At 39.1% G+C, this 20,960-nt stretch carries 21 protein-coding genes; 12 read left to right on the forward strand and 9 right to left on the reverse strand.

Annotated features, from left to right (window positions below):
- Position 1: 1 nt before the first annotated feature.
- Positions 2–2,674, reverse strand: coding sequence for an alanine--tRNA ligase (alaS, locus tag C6988_RS04235; RefSeq protein WP_182133817.1), 2,673 nt, complete (start codon positions 2,672–2,674; stop codon positions 2–4).
- 47 nt (positions 2,675–2,721) lie between these two features.
- Positions 2,722–4,935, reverse strand: a complete 2,214-nt coding sequence (locus C6988_RS04240) for a beta-propeller domain-containing protein (protein WP_182133818.1) — start codon at positions 4,933–4,935, stop codon at positions 2,722–2,724.
- Positions 4,936–5,097: 162 nt separating this feature from the next.
- On the opposite strand from C6988_RS04240, the gene C6988_RS04245 reads away from it, so the two are divergent.
- Positions 5,098–5,982, forward strand: coding sequence for a hypothetical protein (locus C6988_RS04245; RefSeq protein ID WP_182133819.1), 885 nt, complete (start codon positions 5,098–5,100; stop codon positions 5,980–5,982).
- Between the two features lie 50 nt (positions 5,983–6,032).
- Here the strand turns inward: C6988_RS04245 and C6988_RS04250 are convergent, their stop codons facing one another.
- Positions 6,033–6,296 (reverse strand): hypothetical protein, encoded by a 264-nt coding sequence (locus C6988_RS04250; protein ID WP_182133820.1) that lies wholly within the window; start codon positions 6,294–6,296, stop codon positions 6,033–6,035.
- Positions 6,297–6,433: 137 nt separating this feature from the next.
- Between C6988_RS04250 and C6988_RS04255 the strand changes: the two genes are divergently transcribed.
- Together C6988_RS04255 and C6988_RS04260 are read left to right on the forward strand one after the other, a co-directional pair.
- A complete protein-coding gene (locus C6988_RS04255) occupies positions 6,434–6,898 on the forward strand; it encodes a VOC family protein (protein ID WP_182133821.1) in 465 nt (154 codons plus the stop codon).
- Between the two features lie 173 nt (positions 6,899–7,071).
- Positions 7,072–7,902, forward strand: coding sequence for a ParB/RepB/Spo0J family partition protein (locus C6988_RS04260; RefSeq protein ID WP_182133822.1), 831 nt, complete (start codon positions 7,072–7,074; stop codon positions 7,900–7,902).
- Between the two features lie 6 nt (positions 7,903–7,908).
- On the opposite strand, the gene C6988_RS04265 is transcribed toward C6988_RS04260, so the two are convergent.
- Positions 7,909–8,448 carry an Lrp/AsnC family transcriptional regulator gene (locus tag C6988_RS04265; protein ID WP_182133823.1) on the reverse strand — a complete coding sequence of 180 codons (540 nt, stop codon included), beginning with the start codon at positions 8,446–8,448 and terminating at the stop codon, positions 7,909–7,911.
- A 103-nt stretch (positions 8,449–8,551) separates the two neighbouring features.
- Here C6988_RS04265 and C6988_RS04270 point away from each other — a divergent pair, with 103 nt between their 5' ends.
- Positions 8,552–10,864: a sodium:solute symporter family transporter gene (locus C6988_RS04270; RefSeq protein WP_182133824.1), complete on the forward strand. Its 2,313-nt coding sequence runs from the start codon at positions 8,552–8,554 to the stop codon at positions 10,862–10,864.
- Here the strand turns inward: C6988_RS04270 and C6988_RS04275 are convergent.
- The 5 genes from C6988_RS04275 to C6988_RS04295 all read right to left on the reverse strand — a co-directional run bounded on the left by C6988_RS04275 (position 10,853) and on the right by C6988_RS04295 (position 14,085).
- Positions 10,853–11,221 carry a hypothetical protein gene (locus tag C6988_RS04275; protein WP_182133825.1) on the reverse strand — a complete coding sequence of 123 codons (369 nt, stop codon included), beginning with the start codon at positions 11,219–11,221 and terminating at the stop codon, positions 10,853–10,855. The two genes, C6988_RS04270 and C6988_RS04275, sit on opposite strands and share 12 nt — an antisense overlap.
- Positions 11,222–11,328: 107 nt before the next feature.
- Complete coding sequence (locus C6988_RS04280) at positions 11,329–12,249, reverse strand: urease accessory protein UreD (RefSeq protein WP_182133826.1); 921 nt, start codon at positions 12,247–12,249, stop codon at positions 11,329–11,331.
- 1 nt (position 12,250) lies between these two features.
- Positions 12,251–12,904: an urease accessory protein UreG gene (gene ureG / locus C6988_RS04285; protein ID WP_182133827.1), complete on the reverse strand. Its 654-nt coding sequence runs from the start codon at positions 12,902–12,904 to the stop codon at positions 12,251–12,253.
- A 10-nt stretch (positions 12,905–12,914) separates the two neighbouring features.
- Entirely contained in the window at positions 12,915–13,613 is a 699-nt protein-coding gene (locus tag C6988_RS04290) for an urease accessory protein UreF (protein ID WP_182133828.1), read from the reverse strand.
- A complete protein-coding gene (locus C6988_RS04295) occupies positions 13,603–14,085 on the reverse strand; it encodes an urease accessory protein UreE (protein ID WP_182133829.1) in 483 nt (160 codons plus the stop codon). The genes C6988_RS04290 and C6988_RS04295 overlap by 11 nt, the downstream gene beginning before the upstream one ends.
- 79 nt (positions 14,086–14,164) lie before the next feature.
- On the opposite strand from C6988_RS04295, the gene C6988_RS04300 reads away from it, so the two are divergent.
- The 8 genes from C6988_RS04300 (at position 14,165) to rpl12p (ending at position 20,912) form a co-directional block, all read left to right on the forward strand.
- Positions 14,165–14,467 carry an urease subunit gamma gene (locus tag C6988_RS04300; RefSeq protein ID WP_182133830.1) on the forward strand — a complete coding sequence of 101 codons (303 nt, stop codon included), beginning with the start codon at positions 14,165–14,167 and terminating at the stop codon, positions 14,465–14,467.
- Positions 14,468–14,472: 5 nt separating this feature from the next.
- Positions 14,473–14,835, forward strand: a complete 363-nt coding sequence (locus C6988_RS04305) for an urease subunit beta (RefSeq protein WP_182133831.1) — start codon at positions 14,473–14,475, stop codon at positions 14,833–14,835.
- Positions 14,832–16,544, forward strand: a complete 1,713-nt coding sequence (ureC, locus tag C6988_RS04310; protein ID WP_182133832.1) for an urease subunit alpha — start codon at positions 14,832–14,834, stop codon at positions 16,542–16,544. The genes C6988_RS04305 and ureC overlap by 4 nt, the downstream gene beginning before the upstream one ends.
- Before the next feature lie 98 nt (positions 16,545–16,642).
- A complete protein-coding gene (locus tag C6988_RS04315) occupies positions 16,643–18,634 on the forward strand; it encodes a sodium:solute symporter family protein (protein ID WP_182133833.1) in 1,992 nt (663 codons plus the stop codon).
- Positions 18,634–19,149, forward strand: coding sequence for a hypothetical protein (locus C6988_RS04320; protein ID WP_182133834.1), 516 nt, complete (start codon positions 18,634–18,636; stop codon positions 19,147–19,149). The genes C6988_RS04315 and C6988_RS04320 overlap by 1 nt, the downstream gene beginning before the upstream one ends.
- Positions 19,150–19,353: 204 nt before the next feature.
- The gene (locus C6988_RS04325; protein ID WP_182133835.1) at positions 19,354–19,785 is read left to right on the forward strand and encodes a universal stress protein; all 432 of its coding nucleotides are present in this window, start codon (positions 19,354–19,356) and stop codon (positions 19,783–19,785) included.
- 68 nt (positions 19,786–19,853) lie between these two features.
- The gene (locus C6988_RS04330) at positions 19,854–20,369 is read left to right on the forward strand and encodes a hypothetical protein (RefSeq protein ID WP_182133836.1); all 516 of its coding nucleotides are present in this window, start codon (positions 19,854–19,856) and stop codon (positions 20,367–20,369) included.
- Between the two features lie 231 nt (positions 20,370–20,600).
- On the forward strand, positions 20,601–20,912 hold the full coding sequence (gene rpl12p, locus C6988_RS04335; RefSeq protein WP_182133837.1) for a 50S ribosomal protein P1: 312 nt from the start codon (positions 20,601–20,603) through the stop codon (positions 20,910–20,912).
- Positions 20,913–20,960: the final 48 nt, after the last annotated feature.

A 20,960-nucleotide genomic window follows, 5' to 3' on the forward strand; every position in this document is an offset into this window, starting at 1 on the left:
ATCATCCTAAAATCATTGACTTTGCCTTTTGGATTGCAGCGTCTTTTTTAGATGTGTCTTTTCCTCCACCTTGCGCAAATTTTGCATCTCCACCGCCTGAACCGCCTAAAATCCCAGCAATCTCCCTTGCAATATCGCCTGCTTTCATGCCTGATTCCTCCCCACAGTATACAATCGCACGAATTGTTGGACCTGATTCAAAAATTCCACAATATGCCGCCTTTGATTCTGATTGAATCAGTTTTTTACCAAAATTGATGTGAAAGAATTCATCAAAATTCTCACTGAATGTAAAGCATCTCTTTTCCTTTACCGTTACCTCTTCTAGATTTCCAGACTCTCCTGCAGATACTCGCTCAAGCAAAACTGGAATCAACTCCCTTGCTTTTTGTTTTTGTTCTTCTCTTTGCTTTTCTAGCTTCTCTCTGTTTGCAGCTAACTCCTTTTCTTTTGCAGCTAGTTCCTTTTGTTCTGTAATGTATTGATGTGCTGTTTCACCTGATACAAACTCTAATCTGACAACTCCATCCTGGATTCTCTTTGTTTTTGTAATCTTTATGAGATCAATGTCTCCTGTCTTTTTTACATGCGTTCCACCACAGGCTTCAACATCAAAGTCCTCAATGGATACGATTCTAACTGACTTTACTGGAACAACTCCTCCCTGGTAAATTCTGAATCCGTACTTTTGCTCTGCAGTTCCTCTGTCATAGTAGTCAATTGATATTGGCATGTTCTTTTTTACAATGCTGTTTGCCTTTTTCTCAATCTTTTGAATCTCCGAATCAGTCAGTGCAGAGTGGTGCGTGATGTCTAGTCTTGCATGATCTGCTTCTTTGAATGCAGAGTGCTGCCAAACCCAAGAGCCCAGCACATTGCGTGATGAAGAGTTTAGAACATGTGTGCTTGAGTGATTCTTTGTAATGTTTCCACGTCTAGTTGCATCGACCTTACATGTAACTGTCTCTCCTTCCTTTGGTGTTCCACCCTGCAGCTGGTGCACTACAACATCGCCATGTTTGTTTACATCAATCACTTTGAATCCAGCTATACTACCATAGTCTGGTTCCTGTCCTCCACCTCTAGCGTAAAATGAAGTTCTATCCAATACTATGGAGTCATCAAAAACTTTGAGAACTTTAGCATCAAATTCCATTGGGTCGTCTTTGTAAAATAACATGTCAGTTTCTGGGAGGCCCTCCAAGGGAAGATGCTCAATTGTCTTTTTCTTTTCTGATTGGTGCAAATCTGATAATTTTGAGTAAAACGTAGAGGGAATCTCTGAAATTACCTGCAATTCCTTGAGATAATCAGGCGTGATTCCGTCTGATTCGTACATTGTGATTAGCTCATCGACACTAGGAACCTTCTTCTTTGCACGAAGATTGTTTGCAATCTTTTCCATTCTGGATTTTGATTCCTCATACCTGCTTGATTCAACCTTGATAATCTTCTTGACGTCCTCTCTTGCTCCATCAAGCTCAGGATATGTCTCCTTTAGATAGTCTACATGTGTATCAATAAGATCATCAATGTCTAGTTTTAGCTTCATGTTATCCATCGTTCCAATAATTCTTCGTAGCATCATTCGCAAGTTGTAACCTCCACCAACGTTGCTGGGTAATGCCCCATCTGATATTGCAAAGATTAGTGTGCGCAAGTGATCAGCAATCAGATATGCACCTTCAATTGGTGTGATGATTCGCCTTAGCTGCTCATCCGTTAGCCCAGAATTTTTTATTGCAACCTTTCTTACATCAGTCAAGTCCTCAAAGTTATCCAAATTCTTTGCAATCTCTGTAAAGTATTTTGTAAGTAATGTGGAATCTGAATCAATTCCAATCTTTTCAAACAATTTATTTGTAATCGGGCCAAAGCAGCAATCATATGCAGTAGGTGTACCCATTGTAATCCATGCAAATCTCTCAAGACCTGCCCCCATGTCAATTACTTTTTGGTCCAGTGTAGTTGCGTTGTTTAGCTCACCCTGAAATTCTGTAAACACTGCATTTCCAATCTCTAATCCCCTGACAAAATATTCCAGTGATGATCCAAATGAACCGCCGCCTTCCCAAACATCTTCAACAAAGACAACTTCGTCTCTCTTTATACCAAATTGATCAGTAAGTAATCTAAAATCCAAATCAACACACTCATCCTTCCAGTATCCTTGAGAGTTTGGAACAGAGTGCTGACCAATCATACAAAAGCTAGAAAAGTGTCTTCCAGTGACGCCGACATTTTCCAAGTCCTTGAATCTAAGGCATGTCTGCGGAACAACTAACGGGTTTGCAGGAAACTCAAAGACAACTTTTGAACCCATTATTCTTTGAAAGTCTACAATTGATGCAATGGTAAAGAAGAGATCATCTCGCCATCTGCACACTACTGGATATCTATTCACTGATGTGTGACCATTTTTTACAAAGAATGACTCTACCTGCTTCCATGATTCTGTATAATCAAATCTCTTGCTTGTAGGGGGATTTCCTATGAAGGAGTAGGTATCAGAGCCATGGTCAGGGCAATGAATTCTATTTGCATCCAGAGTCCAAAAGAATCTCTTGCATGTGGCACATGACTTGCGCTCAAATCCTTGCTCTTCGAATAGTTTTACCTTGTAGTACCTATCAGAATCCGCTGAAAATTTTGCTAAAATCTCTTTTTTCCCCAATATCTGCACTCAATAGGGTCCAGTATTAAGAAATTCCGTCGCTGATTTTATTTCATGAACGGAATTATCTTTCCAGTCTGTGCTATGTGAATTGACTTTTTCTCACTAAGATTCTCAATGTCATTCATCTTGATAGAGCCATCCATTACCGTATACAATGTATTCTCAATGTAAAATGATCTGGCTGGCATGTACGAATAACTGTAATTACTTCCTTCAAAATGAACGATGGTTCCCTTTTCTTTGAATCCTTTACTGTCAAATCCATAAACATAGAATCCATTCCATGTCTTGTATTCTGGTGCTCTAATGCTAGAGCCGGAAATTGAATCAACACTACCTTTGATTGGAATTGACATTATGTTTTTGCCCTTATCTAGCAACAATGACTTGTGGTTGTAGAGCGCTTCTGAATCAGTTGAGCCATCACCAATCAATATGGTGTCAATCTCCTTTGGATTCTTTAGATCACTTACATCAAAGAGTGATACCTTGACACCTAATGTCTGGACTCCTCCCCATTGGTTTACCTTTGTGTCGCGTCCAAATCCAATTATGGTATCCTTGTCATATGGCTGCAAATAGTTTGAGAATCCTGGAATCTTTAGCTCACCTAGGATCTTTGGCGTGTTAGTTGAAAGATCAATTACAAAGAATGGGTCAATCTGCTCAAATGTCACCAAGAATAGCTTGTCACCCATGAATCGAGCAGAAAAGATTCGCTCATTTTCTGCAATCTTTTCCAGCTTTCCTACCGTCTTTAGTGATTCATCTAGTATGTAGACATTGTTTGATGTTATTGATTCCCTGACTGAAAAAGAGTTTGAAGTTGTAGCAATTCTGAATTTCCCACTGTGCTCATCCATTGAGAACTGGTTCAGTGGGTATCCATTCACTTGGCCATTTGCGATGTATTTGAAATTTCCATTATCTAGGTGAATCTTGTGAATCTCAGTCTTTTGTGTGTCTTCTCTTACCTTTGTATCGTATTCTGCAATCGCTTTGTTGATTTTATCATAGAGTTGGTCTTTTTGCTCCTTTGACATTGCATTGTATGTATCCTGTAAGACCTTCTCGATTTGGTTCCATTTTGAGAATGAATCCGAATCTGAATCTTGAATTGACTTTATCTCATCTTGAACAGACTGGGGTAATAATGGAACAACTACTAAAAAGAATCTGTCTTTTTGCATTGCTTCATAGAATGTATGGGGAAGATTCTTTTGATATGTGATAAACAAATTGTCTTCTGAAACAAAAATTGTATTGGAATGACCCATCAAGAATGATTCAGAATTTATTAAATCACCAGATACTGAGAACGCGCTTACTGTGTTAAAGTTGTAATTTGGTTCTGGATTTGGAAAGCGGTACACATCTGGTGCAAATATTGCATCTTCAGTGATGATTCTTGGAATGATTGGATTATAGTAGTCAACTCCGCTTGTAGTCAAGAGGTAAACTGTGTCATTAATCATTCTAGAGTTGTGGTAGTAACCATCAATCTCATATGTATTAATTATCTCTGGATTCTCTTTGTCTGATACATCAATGATTGTGGCAATAGTCTTTGGGGTGTAGATTCTTTGTGGGATATAGTCATATTCTGCAATTCCCATAGTGTCTCCAGAACCATGATAAAATATCACAAGATTGTCTCCATTTAGAAACATGTTTTCTAGGTTTTGTTGTTCAACATCTAGTGCAACTTTGAGTATTACTTTTGCAGATTCTGCTGGATATGCCTCAATTATAGTAAGACTGTTTTGTGATAATACGTAAAGATACTTGCCATCTGTTTTGATAAAGTCTGGTTCATCTACATTTTCAACCTGAACATTTGTCTTTGAGAAATCTACACCTGTTCCAACCCCGCCATCAAATTCATCCACTCCGGCCTGTGGTTCTGCCATTGGTGGAGCTCCCGGTGTTGGTGCAGAGGTTGGCATGGGCTCTGATACTGCTTCTACCATTCTTCTTTCTAACATGAGACCATCGTCAAACATGAAAACACCGCCTCCTCTGAATCCACTGTTTAATTGATTTTGAATTACAGATTCAGCTAAATACTCTTGAACTTCATTATAACTTACAAATTTTATCAGAGAACCCGATTCTTCCATTGAAGAAAACTTTGTAATTGTAGGCTCCTTTACATCAACGTTTTTTGAAATAGCATCCTCAGGATCTAGTAGGAGAATAGCTGCAAAGAGACCAACTATGACAATTGCTGCTATGATTCCTAGAACTAGTTTACTCATATCGTGCTCCAAGACAAGTTCGAATATTTAGAACTTGCTCCTATTTTGTCATCGTTTGTTGGAAACATGTCTTTTCAAATATCATATTTGGATAAAGGCTTTGATTAAAACCAAATTTAATCAAAGGTTATTATGTATCTTTGACAAAATTGATAAGACAATATGAAAACAAACTTCACACTCTTCTTGATTGCCGCAGTCGCACTTTCTGGCCTTATGATGATGCCCAGTGCAACTGCTGCACACCATGATGCAAAGCTGGATTCTCCGATTAAACTATCCCTTGGAGAGACAGCTGAAATTAAATCAGAACAACTAGATATCACACTTGAAGACATCTCTGATTCACGGTGCCCAAAGAGTGTAACATGTATCTGGGAAGGTGAGGTAACTGCGACTTTTAACATTACAAAAGGTGCTGACAAATCTTCTACAATTGAAATTAAAACTAGCGAAACTACTTCAGTTGAATTTGATACCTATTCCCTAACGTTGACAAACACAGAACCATATCCTGAAGAAAACATGGAGATCAAAAAGGAACAATATGTAATCACATTACTTGTTGAAAACTTGATCAAAGCTCCACTAGATCAATTCAAGTCTGGAGTATCTTTAGAAGATATAGTGTGCATGGATTCACTTATTCTATTGCAAAAATATGATACCACACCTGCGTGTGTATCCTTTGAGACTGCCCCGAAGTTAGTCGAGCGAGGTTGGACTTTGGTAGAGTCTACAATTGACAGCTTTGAAGAATGCGCAGCAGCGGGAAATCCAGTCATGGAATCATTCCCAAGACAATGTAGAACAAATAATGGCCAAACATTCGTTGAAGAGATTCCAACCAGAATGGCAAGCCCAAAGGTTCAATGCAACAACTTTGGTGGAACTTGGCTAGAAGAATTTAATGAATGTGAATACATCTCATCTGAGCAATGCTCAGAGTTAAACGGTGAGTACCTTGAATGTGAATCTGCATGCAGACATGATCCAGATGCAGAAGTCTGCACATTACAATGCGTTCCAGTCTGCTCAATCAAATAATTCATTTTTTTATGAGAAATCATAGAACTAGATTACAAAATTAAATGAGTCTAAAAAACATACACATAGTTTGCGCCAGTCTCTTTTGTCAGCTCTGACTTCATTCCTTTCTCAATAAAGTGCTTGCAAATCTCTAACGAGTCATCTTTGTTTACAGTATACCACTGTTTCCAAAACTTTGTATTTTCTCCTTGGTTGGCAAACTGCTTTTTTCTAGGAGTTGGTCTGTCAGTATTTCCAATCTTCCAGTAGCTATAGTCCTTATGACCTTCATTCATTACCATTGCTTCAATCTCCATGATGATTTCAGACATGGTTATTCTTTTGACTCGATACATTTGCATCTTCGATTCCATTTTGACCCGTAAATAATCTCTTCGTATTATTTTCAATGAGCTAAATTTCCAAATCTTGGAAAATTTCTAAATACTTCTATTGAGTCTAGTAGTGTATGGTTGATGCAATTCCAAAAGGATTTTCATCTGTTACTCCTCATCTTGTAATCAATGATTGTGCAAAGGCACTTGACTTTTACGTTAAAGCATTAGGAGCTCATGAAATCTATCGTAGCATGATGCCAGATGGAAGAGTAATGCATGCAATGATTCAGCTTGGAAGCTCTATCATTATGATGGCAGATGAGTTTCCAGAGATGGGTGCAGTTGGACCAAACAAACTTGGCGGTTCACCTGTTGTCATGCATATCTATACTGAAGATGCAGACAAGCTATTCAAAAAAGCAGTTGATGCTGGAGCAACACCGATTATGCCAATTAATGATATGTTTTGGGGAGACAGATATGGACAAATTCAAGACCCTTATGGACACAGGTGGGCAATTGCAACTCATACAAAAGATATCCCGCCTCAAGAGATGGAAAAGGCAGCAAAAGAAATGTTTTCACAAAAAAAGTAACTACAAAAATTTGTTTTTTTCCATTAAATACTCCAACAATACCGGTCCAATTGTATACACCAACTTGTTTTTGAAATTTTTTTAAATTTATTCAAAAAATTTTGTAATATCCTCATACTTCAAAAAATCGATAAATACTTTGTAGTGGGTAAATCTATGGGGATTTTGGGACATTGGAGATCTATGATAATTCTATAATCGAACCAATCGAGATTAGGATGATTCGACCTGCCAAGTATGCAGTAAGATACACTGACAAAAAAAATTCTATAGATGCTGATAACCTAAAGACGAGTATTAGGCAACATGGTCTGCTTCAACCAATCGTAATCCGTCCACTAGAACAAGGGTTTGAAATTGTTGCAGGACACCGAAGATTTATCGCATGCAAGTCACTTAGATGGCGATTTATTCCGTGTAAGATTCGTGAATTCTCAGACAAGCAAGCATACGAGATTCAGTTAACCGAGAATATTCAAAGAAAATCAATGGATCCAATCGAAGAAGCAGAAGCATATCACCGATATGTAGTAGACTTTGGATGGGGAGGGGTTGGCGACCTTGCATCAAAGATTGGAAAAAGTGAGGAATACGTATCACATAGAATGCAGCTATTGCGACTACCCGAAGAGGTCAAAGAAAAGATTACCACCAATCATCTTAGTATAAGCCAAGCATTGGAGCTAACAACTGCAGGTGAATCACTACAGACAAAGCTAGCTGATGAGATTATCTCAAACAAGCTTACAATAAAACAAATTAGAAAAATAAAGAGCACTAACCAAGAACCAGTTACAAAAAATGACTCAAAGCACATTCAAATAGCAAAAAAGAGCACTCTGGCCCTAAAGGTTACGCTCTCAAGACTAGATGATCTAATTGAGGATGCACACAATGTCACTCCAAAACAGCGAGTCGAGCTAATCAAGATGCTAATGGATCTTAGACGACAAACTCACGCAATGATTGATGAGACTATCCACTATCAAAAGAAGATAAAATAATTTTATTTAATGTCCAAGAAACGGAGGACTCCATTCCTTGAGGAATTTCTTGTACTCACTTTCAGTGTAGGCAAGTGCATACATTGATGCCTCCTTTTGTGGAACAAAGTCATAAACTTCGTATGTTTGGATTATATCGCCAAAGAGATTTCTGTAAATGTCGTTTTCCTCATCTGCCATCTCTTCAGACAAAAATGATTTTACAGTAATCCAATCGTATCCTCCACGCGTCTTGCCAGAAAATACAACAAATGGAGCATCACGCAAGTATTTTTTTAATCCGTCCAATCTTTTTGGCAAGGCTTGAGATGTTCTAAATGTAACAAGGTCAACGCGAATCACTCTTCGATGAATCTTTTTGGTATCAATCGTAATTGTATATCCTTTGATCACTCTGTCTTCTTCCAGTTTGCTAATTCTTGATTCTATCTCTTCTTCAGTTAAATCATAACCATTTCCCTTGATAACATCCCAAATCTCAAAGATGGACTGCTTAGAATTTTGGCTTAGCGCAGAAAGAATTAACTCATCTATCTTGTCAACCAATTATTCTTATTTGAAATTGTTCTATTTAACATCTATTAGCAAATCATTCCTTGTACATCATAAACAAATCCTCTTTAATAATGAGAAATTCTTACTCTTCTAGTTGAGTGCCATTCTAACTGAGAATATTGGCTATGTCGTATTGCTCGGAGTAGGTCTATTCATGGCATTAGCAGTAACTTTGATGGTAAAGGCTGAAACAAAGTGGTTAGGAACAAGAAAGACATCTGAATGGTTTTACACTGCTGGTAGGACAATTAAGACTGGATTAATTGCCTCATCTATCGTATCTGCTTGGACGTGGGCTGCAACACTTCTCCAATCATCAACTGTAACTTTTCAATTTGGAATGGCCGGTGCATTTTGGTATGCTGCCGGAGCTAGCATCCAAGTTATCTTATTTTCAATTCTTGCAATCGAGCTCAAACGAAAGGCGCCAATGACACACACGTTTCCTGAGATGCTCTTTGTAAGGTTTGGTAAACATTCCCACAAGGTCTTTCTCTTCTTTGCACTGATGACAAATACTGTAGTCACTGCAATGCTGGTACTAGGGGGTGCAGCAGTTGTCAACTCGTTGACAGGTGTTGATATTACAATTGCAGCATTTTTGATACCGCTTGGAATTATTGTCTATACAATCTTTGGAGGATTAAAGGCAACTTTCTTTGCAGAGTACCTAAACTCTGCATTCATCTTTGTAGTAATTCTAGTCTTTGTAACAAGTATCTATTTTGTATCTCCTGAAATTGGCGGAATAAATGGCATGTATGAAAAACTCACAAACGCATCAATCCTCAAACCCGTGGAAGGAAATGCCATGGGAATGTATCTTACCTTGGCATCAACTGGTGCACTAATTTTTGGAATCATTAACATAGTAGGAAACTTTGGTACGGTCTTTGTTGATCAATCATATTGGCAGAGGGCTATTGCTGCAAGACCAAAGGCTGCAACTGGGGGGTTCATCCTTGGAGGACTAGCATGGTTTGCAATTCCCTTTACACTTGCAACAACTTTGGGTCTAGCTGCCATCGCAACTGGCGTTACCCTGTCTCCATCTGAGATTGAGCTGGGACTAGTTGCGCCAACTACAGCTGCAAATCTTTTGGGTGATCTTGGTGCGATACTGATTCTAACAATAATATTTACTGCAGTGACTGCAGCAGGCTCCTCGCAGCTCGTCAGCGTATCTTCTCTTGTTACATATGATGTCTATAGGACATACATCAAACCTGCATCCTCAGGTCGTGAGCTAATGACGATTTCGAGATTTACAATTTTGATCTTTGGAGTAGGGATGGGAATTTTAGCCTCAATTTTGTTCCAGTTTGGAGTAAGCTTACAATATGTCTATCTGCTAATGGGAATTTTGATTGGTTCTGCAGTTGCACCAATATCATTTGGAATTTTATGGAAAAAGACAAACAAGTTTGCAGCAACATCAGCAGCCATCATTGGTCTAGTGTCTGGTGTCGTTACGTGGATTCTTGTTACTAACATGATTTATGGAGAAATCAGCATTGCAACCACTGGAAATCTAATTCCATTACTCATTGGCAACCTGACATCAATTGGCGTATCTCTTGGAATAACCCTTGGTGGTAGCCTCATCAAACCTGAAAGCTTTGACTTTGCTTCAATGAAACAAAAGATTCTGCTTGTTGATGATAGAATCCGAAACATGATAAAAAAAGACACAGACGAGGAGACACTAAGCAATGCATCTAAATTCTGCATCAAAGTTGGATTTTCTACCACTCTCTTCTTAGTTGTTGCATGGCCGCTGTCATTGTATTTTTCTGATTACATCTTTTCACTTTCGGCATTTTATATCTGGATTTGGATGGCATTTGTCTGGGCAATTGGGGCTGCAACAATCATCATAATTCTTCCACTGATTGAGGCAAGACGAAGCATTGGTGAAATATTTCACAAGGCAAACCAGTCCACAAACTCTATGATGGTGTCTGATCTTGAACGATTACCTGATAACGAAAATAGAGAGATTCTAAAAATTCTTGTTCCAATAGATGGCTCCATTGATTCACTAAAGGCATTAAATCATGCAAACTTTTTGCTAAAGGGTTACGCTAAGGCAAGAATTCACGTTCTTCATGTAATACAGTGGACCGATGAGCAAGAAGAGAACATGGATGAAGAGATGACAGTACAGATGCAAGAAGAGGGTCGGCGAGTTCTACGAAGCGTGATTATGCCAAAGCAGCTAAATGACTATGAGAGAATTGTAAAGCTAGGAGATCCCCCATCAAAGATTGCCGAAATTGCAGAAAAACTTGGCGTTGACCTGATAGTAATGGGAAAAACTGGGTTGGGCAAAAGCAAAGAAGATCTTGGTAATGTTACAAGCAAAGTCCTAAAACTTACATCAAAACCAGTAGTACTAATCAATTAGTTTTGGAATGGACTCCAAAAAAAGATGAATAATCTTCTTTGGATATCTATCTGCAATAACAGCAAATTGAATCTCGTTTGACTCTTGCAGAGTATGTAATACATTATCGTACCGAAGAAAATCCCTCAGCTCAAGCTCAATTCTGTCCTCTCCATTATTTTCTCTGATTTTTTTTGCTACATGATACGAGAAAAATGCAAGAATCTCCACTAGAGTGAGCATTCTTTGATTTTTTATTTTATCCCGAGTATTTTCATACATGCTGTTTAGCATGACTTCATGGTTTGTGGAATATTCGAATTTTGATTTTTTTACAGAGCCATCCTTTTTTGTTTCTATGCACTCTACTCTTAACACATATAGTATACGCAGAAAAGATAGATAGGTTTCATAAAATTAATTTTTTATATATACAAGAAATCTTAATTCGTCAAAAATCATTTTGAAATGCAATTGATCTAAGTTCAGCTCTTCCTGATTACTGAAAATGGCGCGCCAAGTACTTGTTTCCGTACGATACCTGATGTTTTGTAAATTACATCCTTGATTTTGTCTGTTTTTTTGCCAAGGAATCTCACAATAATGCCAGAATCGCCTGGAAGTATACTTGCACCTCCAAGGATTCCTGATTCCTCGATGATCTGATGTATGCTCTCTTTTATCGGTTCGATGTTTTCTTTTTTTGTAACAATGTAAACTGTTCCCAAAACTTCATTTTCCCCCAGTATCCCAAATGATGCCAAGCTGTTTTTCTTTGGTTCCATTTTTACAACATCTAAAAACAAAAGATTATCAAGCTCATCAGTGCACTTTGTTTTAAGATAGCACAAATCATAGCTAAACGACTCACCCATTGCGGTTCGTCCGGGTGTGATCATCTCAGAATAAACCAGTGTGGAATCACTTTGAACGTTGAGGTTCATCTTTTGGTAAAATCTTGATTTTTCATATGGAATTATCTGGTCAGGCAAAAATTCAAGATACGAATTTTTTGCAAGGTTGAGGGTAACCATCTGTATTGCACTGTTTGAATTCATTCCGTAAATTCTCGTCGCCCCCTGAGTGGTAACGTGCGCACATGTGTTCTCCTTTAGTGAAATGTCAATTCTGTATCGGTCTCCTTGTAAAATGCCTCCTGATGAAGATACAACATAAAGAAAGGCCATTTTTTGAAATGACTCCTCACAGTACAGCGCCTTTTGCAGATGCAATGGGGCCTGACTCTCTATCTCAGTGATGACACTCTTTGAATCCCTATCTTCTATTGTAATGCTCAAGAATCCAATCTTTCCAGACTTGCCGACTCCTAACTGTTCTACGTCTCTATCAAATACCAAGATCTCAGAGGGAATGTCATCTGGGGTATAGAATTTTAGTTCTCTCAATTTATGCCTCTATGGTTCCTTTTGGTTTTGCATCGAAGAGTAGATCACGAATTATGTGATTTACCACTTCATTTACCCCTTGGTCAGTCTTGCAGTTGATAAATTCAAAAGGCTTTTCTTTGCGAATCTTCTCTGCATCCCTTTTCATAATTTCCATATCTGCACCAACTTGCGGGGCAAGATCAATTTTGTTTATTATCAATAGATCACAGGTCTCTATCCCGAGCCCTCCCTTTCTGGGATACTTGTCGCCTCCTGCAACATCAACTATGTAGATAAAGTAATCAGCCAAGAGAGGACTAAATGTTGTAGTGATGTTGTCTCCGCCGCTTTCGATTATAATCATATCAAGTTCTGGATGTTGAGATTCCATCTCCTCAATTACAGAGATGTTCATTGATGGATCCTCCCTAATTGCAGTGTGTGGGCATCCGCCAGTTGCCAATCCGATTACCAAATTCTCAGGTAACAAACCGCGTTTTGTGGCAAGGTTTGAGCGCATCCTATCTGCATCCTCCTTTGATATGACATCATTTGATATGATGCTTACACTGTATCCCTTTTGAGCAAGAATCGGAACTATTCTTTCAATCAGCATGCTCTTACCAGAGCCTACAGGGCCACCAATTCCAATTCTCGGTATTCTCTCTGTCATGTAATCACCATCATGTAAGAAACATCTTTGAATCCATATTTTCATGACTCATCTGAAAGATGTCAAGCTGCGGAGAAAACTGACAAATCTCTGAGGTCTTTTTATCAAAGTTCTCTGAAATGAAATTTGTAATTACTGGCTTTATCTGATGAAGAATTTTTTGTGCTTCAAAGTGCTGAATCAAACCAAGGCGTAGGGCTGCACCCACAACGCTAGTTGCAAAACCATAAAGAAGCATAAGTGATGCTTTCTCCTTTTTTATCTTCAATGCATTGCAACATAATGCAAATGCGATTGGATGGCTGCCATGCGCTGACCTCTTTCTTACCTCGTCTTGGAACCACTCAAGGGTATCGTCTTTAACAAATTCCCTGACGCACTTTAGCATCTGAATTCCAGACCTCAAAGACGACTCACGCATCTCTTTGATTGTCTTTAGTGCAAAAATTATCTCATCGATTCGTCTAATCTCTGAAAAGTCTGTATTCTTTGCTGACTCGTATGCATTAAGCATTGCAACACAATCAGCAGGTCCAACTTGCTGGTTTATTGCAATTTTGATGAACTCAAACAACTCCTGCTGAGATGAAATCTTTTTTGTCATATGCAAAAACTCTAATCCATTTGATGTTGCAAATAATCCGGTTGGGAAAAACGAGTCAGATAATTGCATTATTCCAAGCTCCTCAAAGAGATCCTCAGTGTTCATGAACATTTGCTCCTAAATGTGGTACGAAAACTCTCTCTTCAATCTTTAACTCTAAATCCTCAATGATGTCAGAAAATAATCGCCTAAAGACTTCAAGCTCAGATTCTGCCTGAATTGGGAAATAGACCTTCCCTGAATCCATCGCAATTGGCCTGTGTCTGTTTCCAATGATGTGACCAACCAAGAAACGAATCTCATCAGAATCTCTTTTTACTCGGAGGCCGATGACTTTTTCCGGAGTTTGTTCAACTATGATCGTCTTTGTTCCGTCTTGAATGACATCGCCATTGTGAAGATGCTTTCCTGTATCCAGAATCAGACCAACATCTGTTCCAAGATTAGTTGCTTTTCGCAATCTATTCTTTTCAAGCTCTGCCCTTGAAACCGACAATATCTCGGCACCAGAATTTTTTAGATGCATTAATTTTGAATCATGAAAAATGTTTCCTACAATCTGGGTTACCTTTAGCACAATGCCCTTCATATTGTATGAAATTTTAATTTGCCTCTTTTCCATCAATTATTAAATACATTAATCTACTACTCTGGCCATGATGTTTACTCCAAGAGAGATTGACAAATTACACATTTTTTTGGCAGCAGAGCTTGCACGAAAGAGAAAGCAACGTGGTCTAAAGCTAAACCATCCCGAAGCTGTTGCAATAATTACTGATCACATACTAGAAGGAGCAAGAGACGGCAAGTCTGTAGTAGATCTAATGAATTCTGGCAAACATGTTTTATCAAAAGACGATGTCTTGCCTGGAGTTTCTGATCTAATCCATTCCATTCAGGTTGAAGCCACTTTTGAGGACGGAACAAAACTGGTGACAGTACATAACCCAATAGTGTGAGTGATATGATTCCCGGCGAATATTTTGTCTCAACTGAACCAATCACCGCAAACTCTGGCAAAAAGACAATCAAGCTTCATGTGGATAATACAGGTGATAGACCAATTCAGGTCGGCTCACACACTCACTTCTTTGAGGCAAACAAGGCATTATCATTTCCAAGAGAGCAAGCATACGGATATCATCTGAATATTCCAGCTGGAACCTCGATAAGATTTGAGCCAGGTGACTCAAGAGAGGTTGAGCTGACAGAGTATGGTGGAAAGAGAATTGTCTTTGGATTCAGTGGACTGGTAAATGGCCCGTTGGATACCAACAAATCACAGGCGATAAAGAAGGCAAAAGAAGCGGGGTTTAAGGGAGCATGACATTAAACATTCCAAGAAAAAACTATGTTGAGCTATTTGGTCCAACAGTCGGGGACAAGGTCAGGCTTGCTGACACGGATCTAATAATTGAGATTGAAAAGGATCTCCTCAAGTATGGAGACGAAGTTGTTTTCGGTGGTGGAAAGAGTGCAAGGGATGGATTGGGTCAGGCAAGTGGTGTAAAAAGAGAGGACTCTATTGACCTTGTAATCACAAATGCAGTAATAATTGATCCGATACTTGGAATTCTAAAGGCCGACATTGGAATTAAGGATGGAAAGATTGTTGGTGTTGGAAAGGCAGGAAATCCAAACATTATGGATGATGTTGACATGGTGATATCATCAAACACCGAAGTCATTGCAGGTGAACATACCATTTGCACTCCCGGAACAATAGATTCCCACATTCATTTTATTTCACCACAGCAGGCAATTGATGCAATATGTAATGGAACAACCACAATGATTGGAGGTGGAACCGGTCCAGCTGATGGAACAAACGCAACTACCTGCACTCCAGGTGAGTGGAATATTCATAAAATGATTCAAGCAGTTGAGGATATTCCGTTGAACTTTGGATTTCTTGGAAAGGGAAATGATTCTCAAGAACCTGCGCTATTGGAGCAGATTAAAGCTGGCGCATGTGGTTTGAAGTTACATGAGGACTGGGGTACAACTCCTGCAACAATAGATTCTGCTCTAAAGGTTGCAGACAAGACAGACACCCAAGTTGCAATCCATACTGACACGCTAAATGAGTGTGGTTTTGTCGATGATACAATTGCCGCAATTGCTGGCAGAACAATTCACACCTATCACACTGAAGGAGCCGGTGGCGGACATGCACCTGATATCATGAGAGTTGCAGGCGAGCCAAACATTTTACCATCATCTACAAATCCAACAAGACCATTTACAGTCAACACGTTGGCTGAACATCTTGATATGATGATGGTATGTCATCATCTCAACCCTGCAGTTCCAGAAGATGTCTCTTTTGCAGAATCTCGAATTAGGGGTGAGACTATTGCAGCAGAAGATGTCCTACATGACATGGGAGTCATCAGCATGATGTCATCAGACAGTCAGGCCATGGGTAGAGTTGGGGAAACCACTACACGAAACTGGCAAACTGCCGATAAGATGAAGAAGATGACAGGAAGGCTGCCAGACGAGACTGGTGAAAATGACAATCTGCGAGTAAAGCGATACATCGCAAAAATCACAATTAACCCCGCTATTACGCACGGAATTTCTGATTATGTGGGTTCTATTGAGCCCGGAAAGATGGCAGATATTGTGATCTGGGTTCCACAATTCTTTGGGATAAAACCAAAGTTAATCATCAAAGGAGGCTTTATCGCATACTCTCTGATGGGTGATCCCAATGCATCAATTCCAACTACAGAGCCAATCTACTATAGACCAATGTGGGGCTCACATGGTGATGCAGTAAGAACCACATCTGTTACATTTACTTCGCAGCTTGCACTTGATGATGGACTGCAAGAAAAGCTTGGCACAAAGAAGAAACTTGTTGCAGTCAGGAACTGTAGAAACATTGGAAAAAAAGACATGATACACAATGACAAAACACCAAAGATTGAGATCAATCCGGAAACTTATGAAGTAAAGATAGACGGAAAGATTGCAACAGTTGATCCTGCTGACAAATTATCTCTTGGTAGATTATACAGTCTGTACTAGTCGACGTCGACAGAATTTTTTAGGATTTGGCAAATTTTAAGTTAATAAAGAAATTTAGCTGTTGAATACATAAGTAAACTCTAGCATCTTAGTCTCACGTGGTTGGGGGAAAATCTAGCACCATATTAGCTATCATCGTTGTAGCACTAGTTGCCGGAATTGGTTTTTCACAATCAGCTTATGCAGCCGGTGTAATAGAAGGCGAATTCAAAATTGGTGAAGTTTTAGATGAATCATGGGGATGGTTCATCGTTGTTGGACTCGGAGCAGTCTTTGCAGTTGTAATTACATTTGAGATTAAAGTCGAAGAAAAGTATCTTGGTGTTGCTCAAACTTCAGAGTGGTTTAACACTGCTGGAAGAGTCATCAAGACAGGCCTAACTGCTGCAGCTATCGTATCTGCATGGACATGGGCTGCAACCTTACTACAATCCTCAACGGTTGCGTACCAGTACGGTGTTAGCGGTCCTTTCTGGTATGCTGCAGGAGCTTCAATCCAAGTTCTACTATTTGGAATCTTGGCGATTGAACTAAAACGAAAAGCACCAAACGCTCACACTTTCCTAGAAATTATTCGTGCAAGATATGGTGATGGCGCTCACAGAGTTTTCCTAGTTTTTGCTTTAATGACCAACATGATTGTTACCTCGATGCTTCTCTTGGGCGGTGCAGCAGTAGTAAACGGCCTTACAGGCATGAATATCTCGCTTGCTGCATTCCTGATTCCAATTGGAGTGATGATTTACACTTTGGTAGGAGGACTAAAGGCGACATTTGTTGCTGATTACATGCATACCATTATCATATTCATAGTCATACTCACATTCGTAAGTACCGTATACTTTACCAGCGATATCACTGGCGGAGTTGAAGGTATGTACGAAAAACTTGTCGAAGCTGCAAAGCTAAACCCAGTAGAGGGTAACGCTGCAGGAGCATACCTTACAATGGCATCCCTTGGTGGACTAATGTTTGGTATAATCAACATAGTAGGAAACTTTGGTACAGTGTTTGTTGACCAAGCATACTGGCAAAGAGCAATTGCTGCAAGACCAGCATCCACAGTAAAGGGATTCCTCTTAGGTGGAATGTGCTGGTTTGCAATTCCATTTACACTAGCAACAACTATGGGTCTGACGGCGGTGGCGCTGCAGGTAGACTTGACACCAGAACAGGTACAGCTTGGATTGGTAGTTCCAGCAGCAGCTTCAGTTTTGATGGGTGAAGTTGGTGCAATTATGGTTTTGACAATGTTATTCATGGCAGTTACTTCTGCAGGATCAGCTGAGCTGATTGCTGTGTCATCGTTGATTACATATGATGTGTACCGGACGTACAAGAATCCAAATGCTACCGGAAAGCAACTGCTCAAAGTTTCTCGAGCGGTAATTGTAGGCTTTGGAATAGGTATGGGTGGTTTAGCAGTTATACTATTAGCAATGGGACTTTCACTAGGATTCGTTTACCTTGCAATGGGTGTATTGATAGGCTCTGCAGTAATTCCAATCGCGTTAACAATTACGTGGAAACGGACAAACAAGTACGCCGCTACTGCTGGTGCGATTGCAGGACTGGTCATAGCACTATCCACATGGATCGGCGTTGCCGCATCACTACCTCCAGGTGGCGAGGTTTCATTGGCAACATTGGGTAACAACTATTCAATGTTGTTTGGAAACATTGCAGGAATATTGTCTGGTGGTGCAATTGCAATAATTGGAAGTCTTGTTAAGAAAGTTCCATTTGAGTGGAGCCAAATTAAGGAGAGAATCAAACTCGTTGATTTGACAGAGGCAGAACTAGACGAGCTTGATGCAGATGAGGAGACACTCAAGAGGGCATTCAAGTTTAGCATTAGGGGCGGTGGAGCAATGACTCTAATCCTCATAGTCGCATGGCCTTTGCCATTGTTCTTTTCAGATTATGTCTTTGACACTGCATTTTACAGCCTATGGGTAGGAATTGCAGTTGTGTGGGTAAGTGTAGCATCATTCTTTATAATTGGCCTACCAATTATAGAGGCTAGAGAAGGAATTGCACAGATCGCAAGAGGCAAAAAAACAGTCGTTGGATCTAAAGAGGATAAGTAATGGCTAGTTGCTCCGGGTGTGGAGAAGTCCTCGGCTTTAAAAAATACAAGTTCCACAAGATGTGGAGAATTTCCGGATACTATTGTAAAAAATGCATGTTAGTTCTCGGAAAAGATTTTGATGAACACGGAAAGATTACTCTTACAACAAGACCATGTGATCTTTGCAATTTAGAATTTTATTTTCTCAAATCCTCAAACAAGGAAGGAAAACACGGAAACTATTGCGATGTATGCCACAAGTCAGTCGCTAGTGGTGTAATACCAAAGAGAGGACCAAGTCAAGTTCCAACCAAACTTCCATTGGTCATGATGATCTTTGCAGGATTGGGAATTGGAATGATGGGTCTTGGCCTAGTATTTACGTTAATGACTGCATCAGGCGAATCAAGTCTTCTAAATATTCTGTTTGGCGCAACTACTACTGCATTAGGATTTGTCTTGTTTAAGAAAACTATGAAATCCCGTAGCTTACTAATATCTCAATCAAGTACCATTACCGAATCAAACAAATAATTTTAGAAATTGTTATATCATAATTAGAAAAAACTAATTTATGTTACTAGGGAGAAGAATTGGTTTAATAATTGCAGGTGTTAGCGCAGCATTTTTAGTTTTATCATTAATTACTTGAATAGTTTCATCCTTTAGGAAATTATGTGATATCAACTTTGGAAAACGTATAAAGTATTTTAATTACTTTAACACTTTTTGAATGCAATGGCAAAGAAAATAAACAAAATTCTTCTCCCACTTGATGGCTCAGCCAATTCTAAACGAGCTATGGATCAAGCAATTGATGTTGCACAAAAGTTTGACGCTAGAATAAATCTAGTTTACGTGCTACCTTTTCCAGCAGTCCAAGCATATGTTCCAAACAAAGCTGCTAGAGAACAAATGTACAAAGAAGCAAAAAGGCATCTGGCATCTGCTAAAAAACAAATAGACAACAAAGGCGTCGATTCAAAATCTGATATCATCAAGGGAAATCCGGGTTCAGCAATCGCAGCATATGCAAATAAATCAACTAACAAGATTGATTTGATAGTGATTGGTTCTCGTGGATTAGGTGGATTAAAGGAAAAATTTCTTGGAAGCGTTTCAAATCACGTAATGCATTCAACCAAAGTGCCCTGTCTAATTGTAAAATGAGCTTGAAAAAGCCAATCTTATTTTCTTAAATTACCATCAATTAAATACAATATGATAAGAGATAGCTCATGTTTGGTAAAAAAACCCCTTCAATGAAGGAAGGAGTTCACGTCTTTGCCGCACGACCAAATGGAAAGTACAAGAAATTTCTCTTTGGAGTTGTCACTGGAGTTGATGGATCTAAAGTTGGAATTAATGGCTTGATAATTAATCCGATTGGATTGATCAATAAGGTGGAACAGGGGAAAGCTGGTCCACGTTCTGCTGAAATTTTAGAAAATCCAACTTCTGAGAACTGTATTTTTGCATTGATCTACAGAATTGAGCAAGACAATTTTACAGATGTACTTGATCAGTACAAAGACAATGTTGTATTAATTCCTCCAAAGGTTTACAATATTTTGGATGGTTGGGTTAGGGAATCATTACCTGAGCTAATCAACAATGTTTTGTCACTACCACCTGGTTCCGAAAGAGACCAAGCAAGACGCATCCTAATCAACAGAAAAGACACACTCACAGACAAGAACCTAAAACAAAATCTCTATTCTGTGTGTCGAAGTCTCAAAATTTTAACCCAATAAGTTATCAAATTTTTAATTTGTAGAGGGTCACAATTTTACCGGGATGACAATTTTTGTGACCCCCCACATCTTTGCAGATGGCTGGCTTTGATAATTTCTATAACACATCGAATATCATAAAGATAGATTTTGTAATGTGGTATGCCTTTTTAGATCTATAAAATTTAGAAATGAAAATCCAAGTTGATTCTCTATAGTTTTATATTACTCCCCCAGTCAAAGACCGATACGATGGAATACGTTTACGCTGCATTACTATTGCACAAACTACAAAAAGATGTCAATGAGGCAAACCTTACTTCCGTAGTAAAGGCCTCTGGAGCTGAGGTAAACGAGGCTCAGGTAAAGGCACTTGTAGCAGCACTAGCAGATGTAAACATTGAAGAAGCAATCAAAGCAGCTCCAGTAGCAGTTGCAGCAGCCGCAGCACCAGCAGCAGCCGGTGACGCAGGTGCAGCAGAAGCAAAGAAAGAGGAATCAAAAGAAGAGGCTGGAAAATCCGAAGAAGCTGCAATGGAAGGATTATCTTCTCTGTTTGGATAAAACCTAAATTTTCTATTTTACATTTAATTTTCCACCAATGTTAATTAT

Source organism: Nitrosopumilus sp. b1 (genome assembly GCF_014078545.1).
In the GTDB taxonomy this organism is placed as follows: Archaea; Thermoproteota; Nitrososphaeria; order Nitrososphaerales; family Nitrosopumilaceae; genus PXYB01.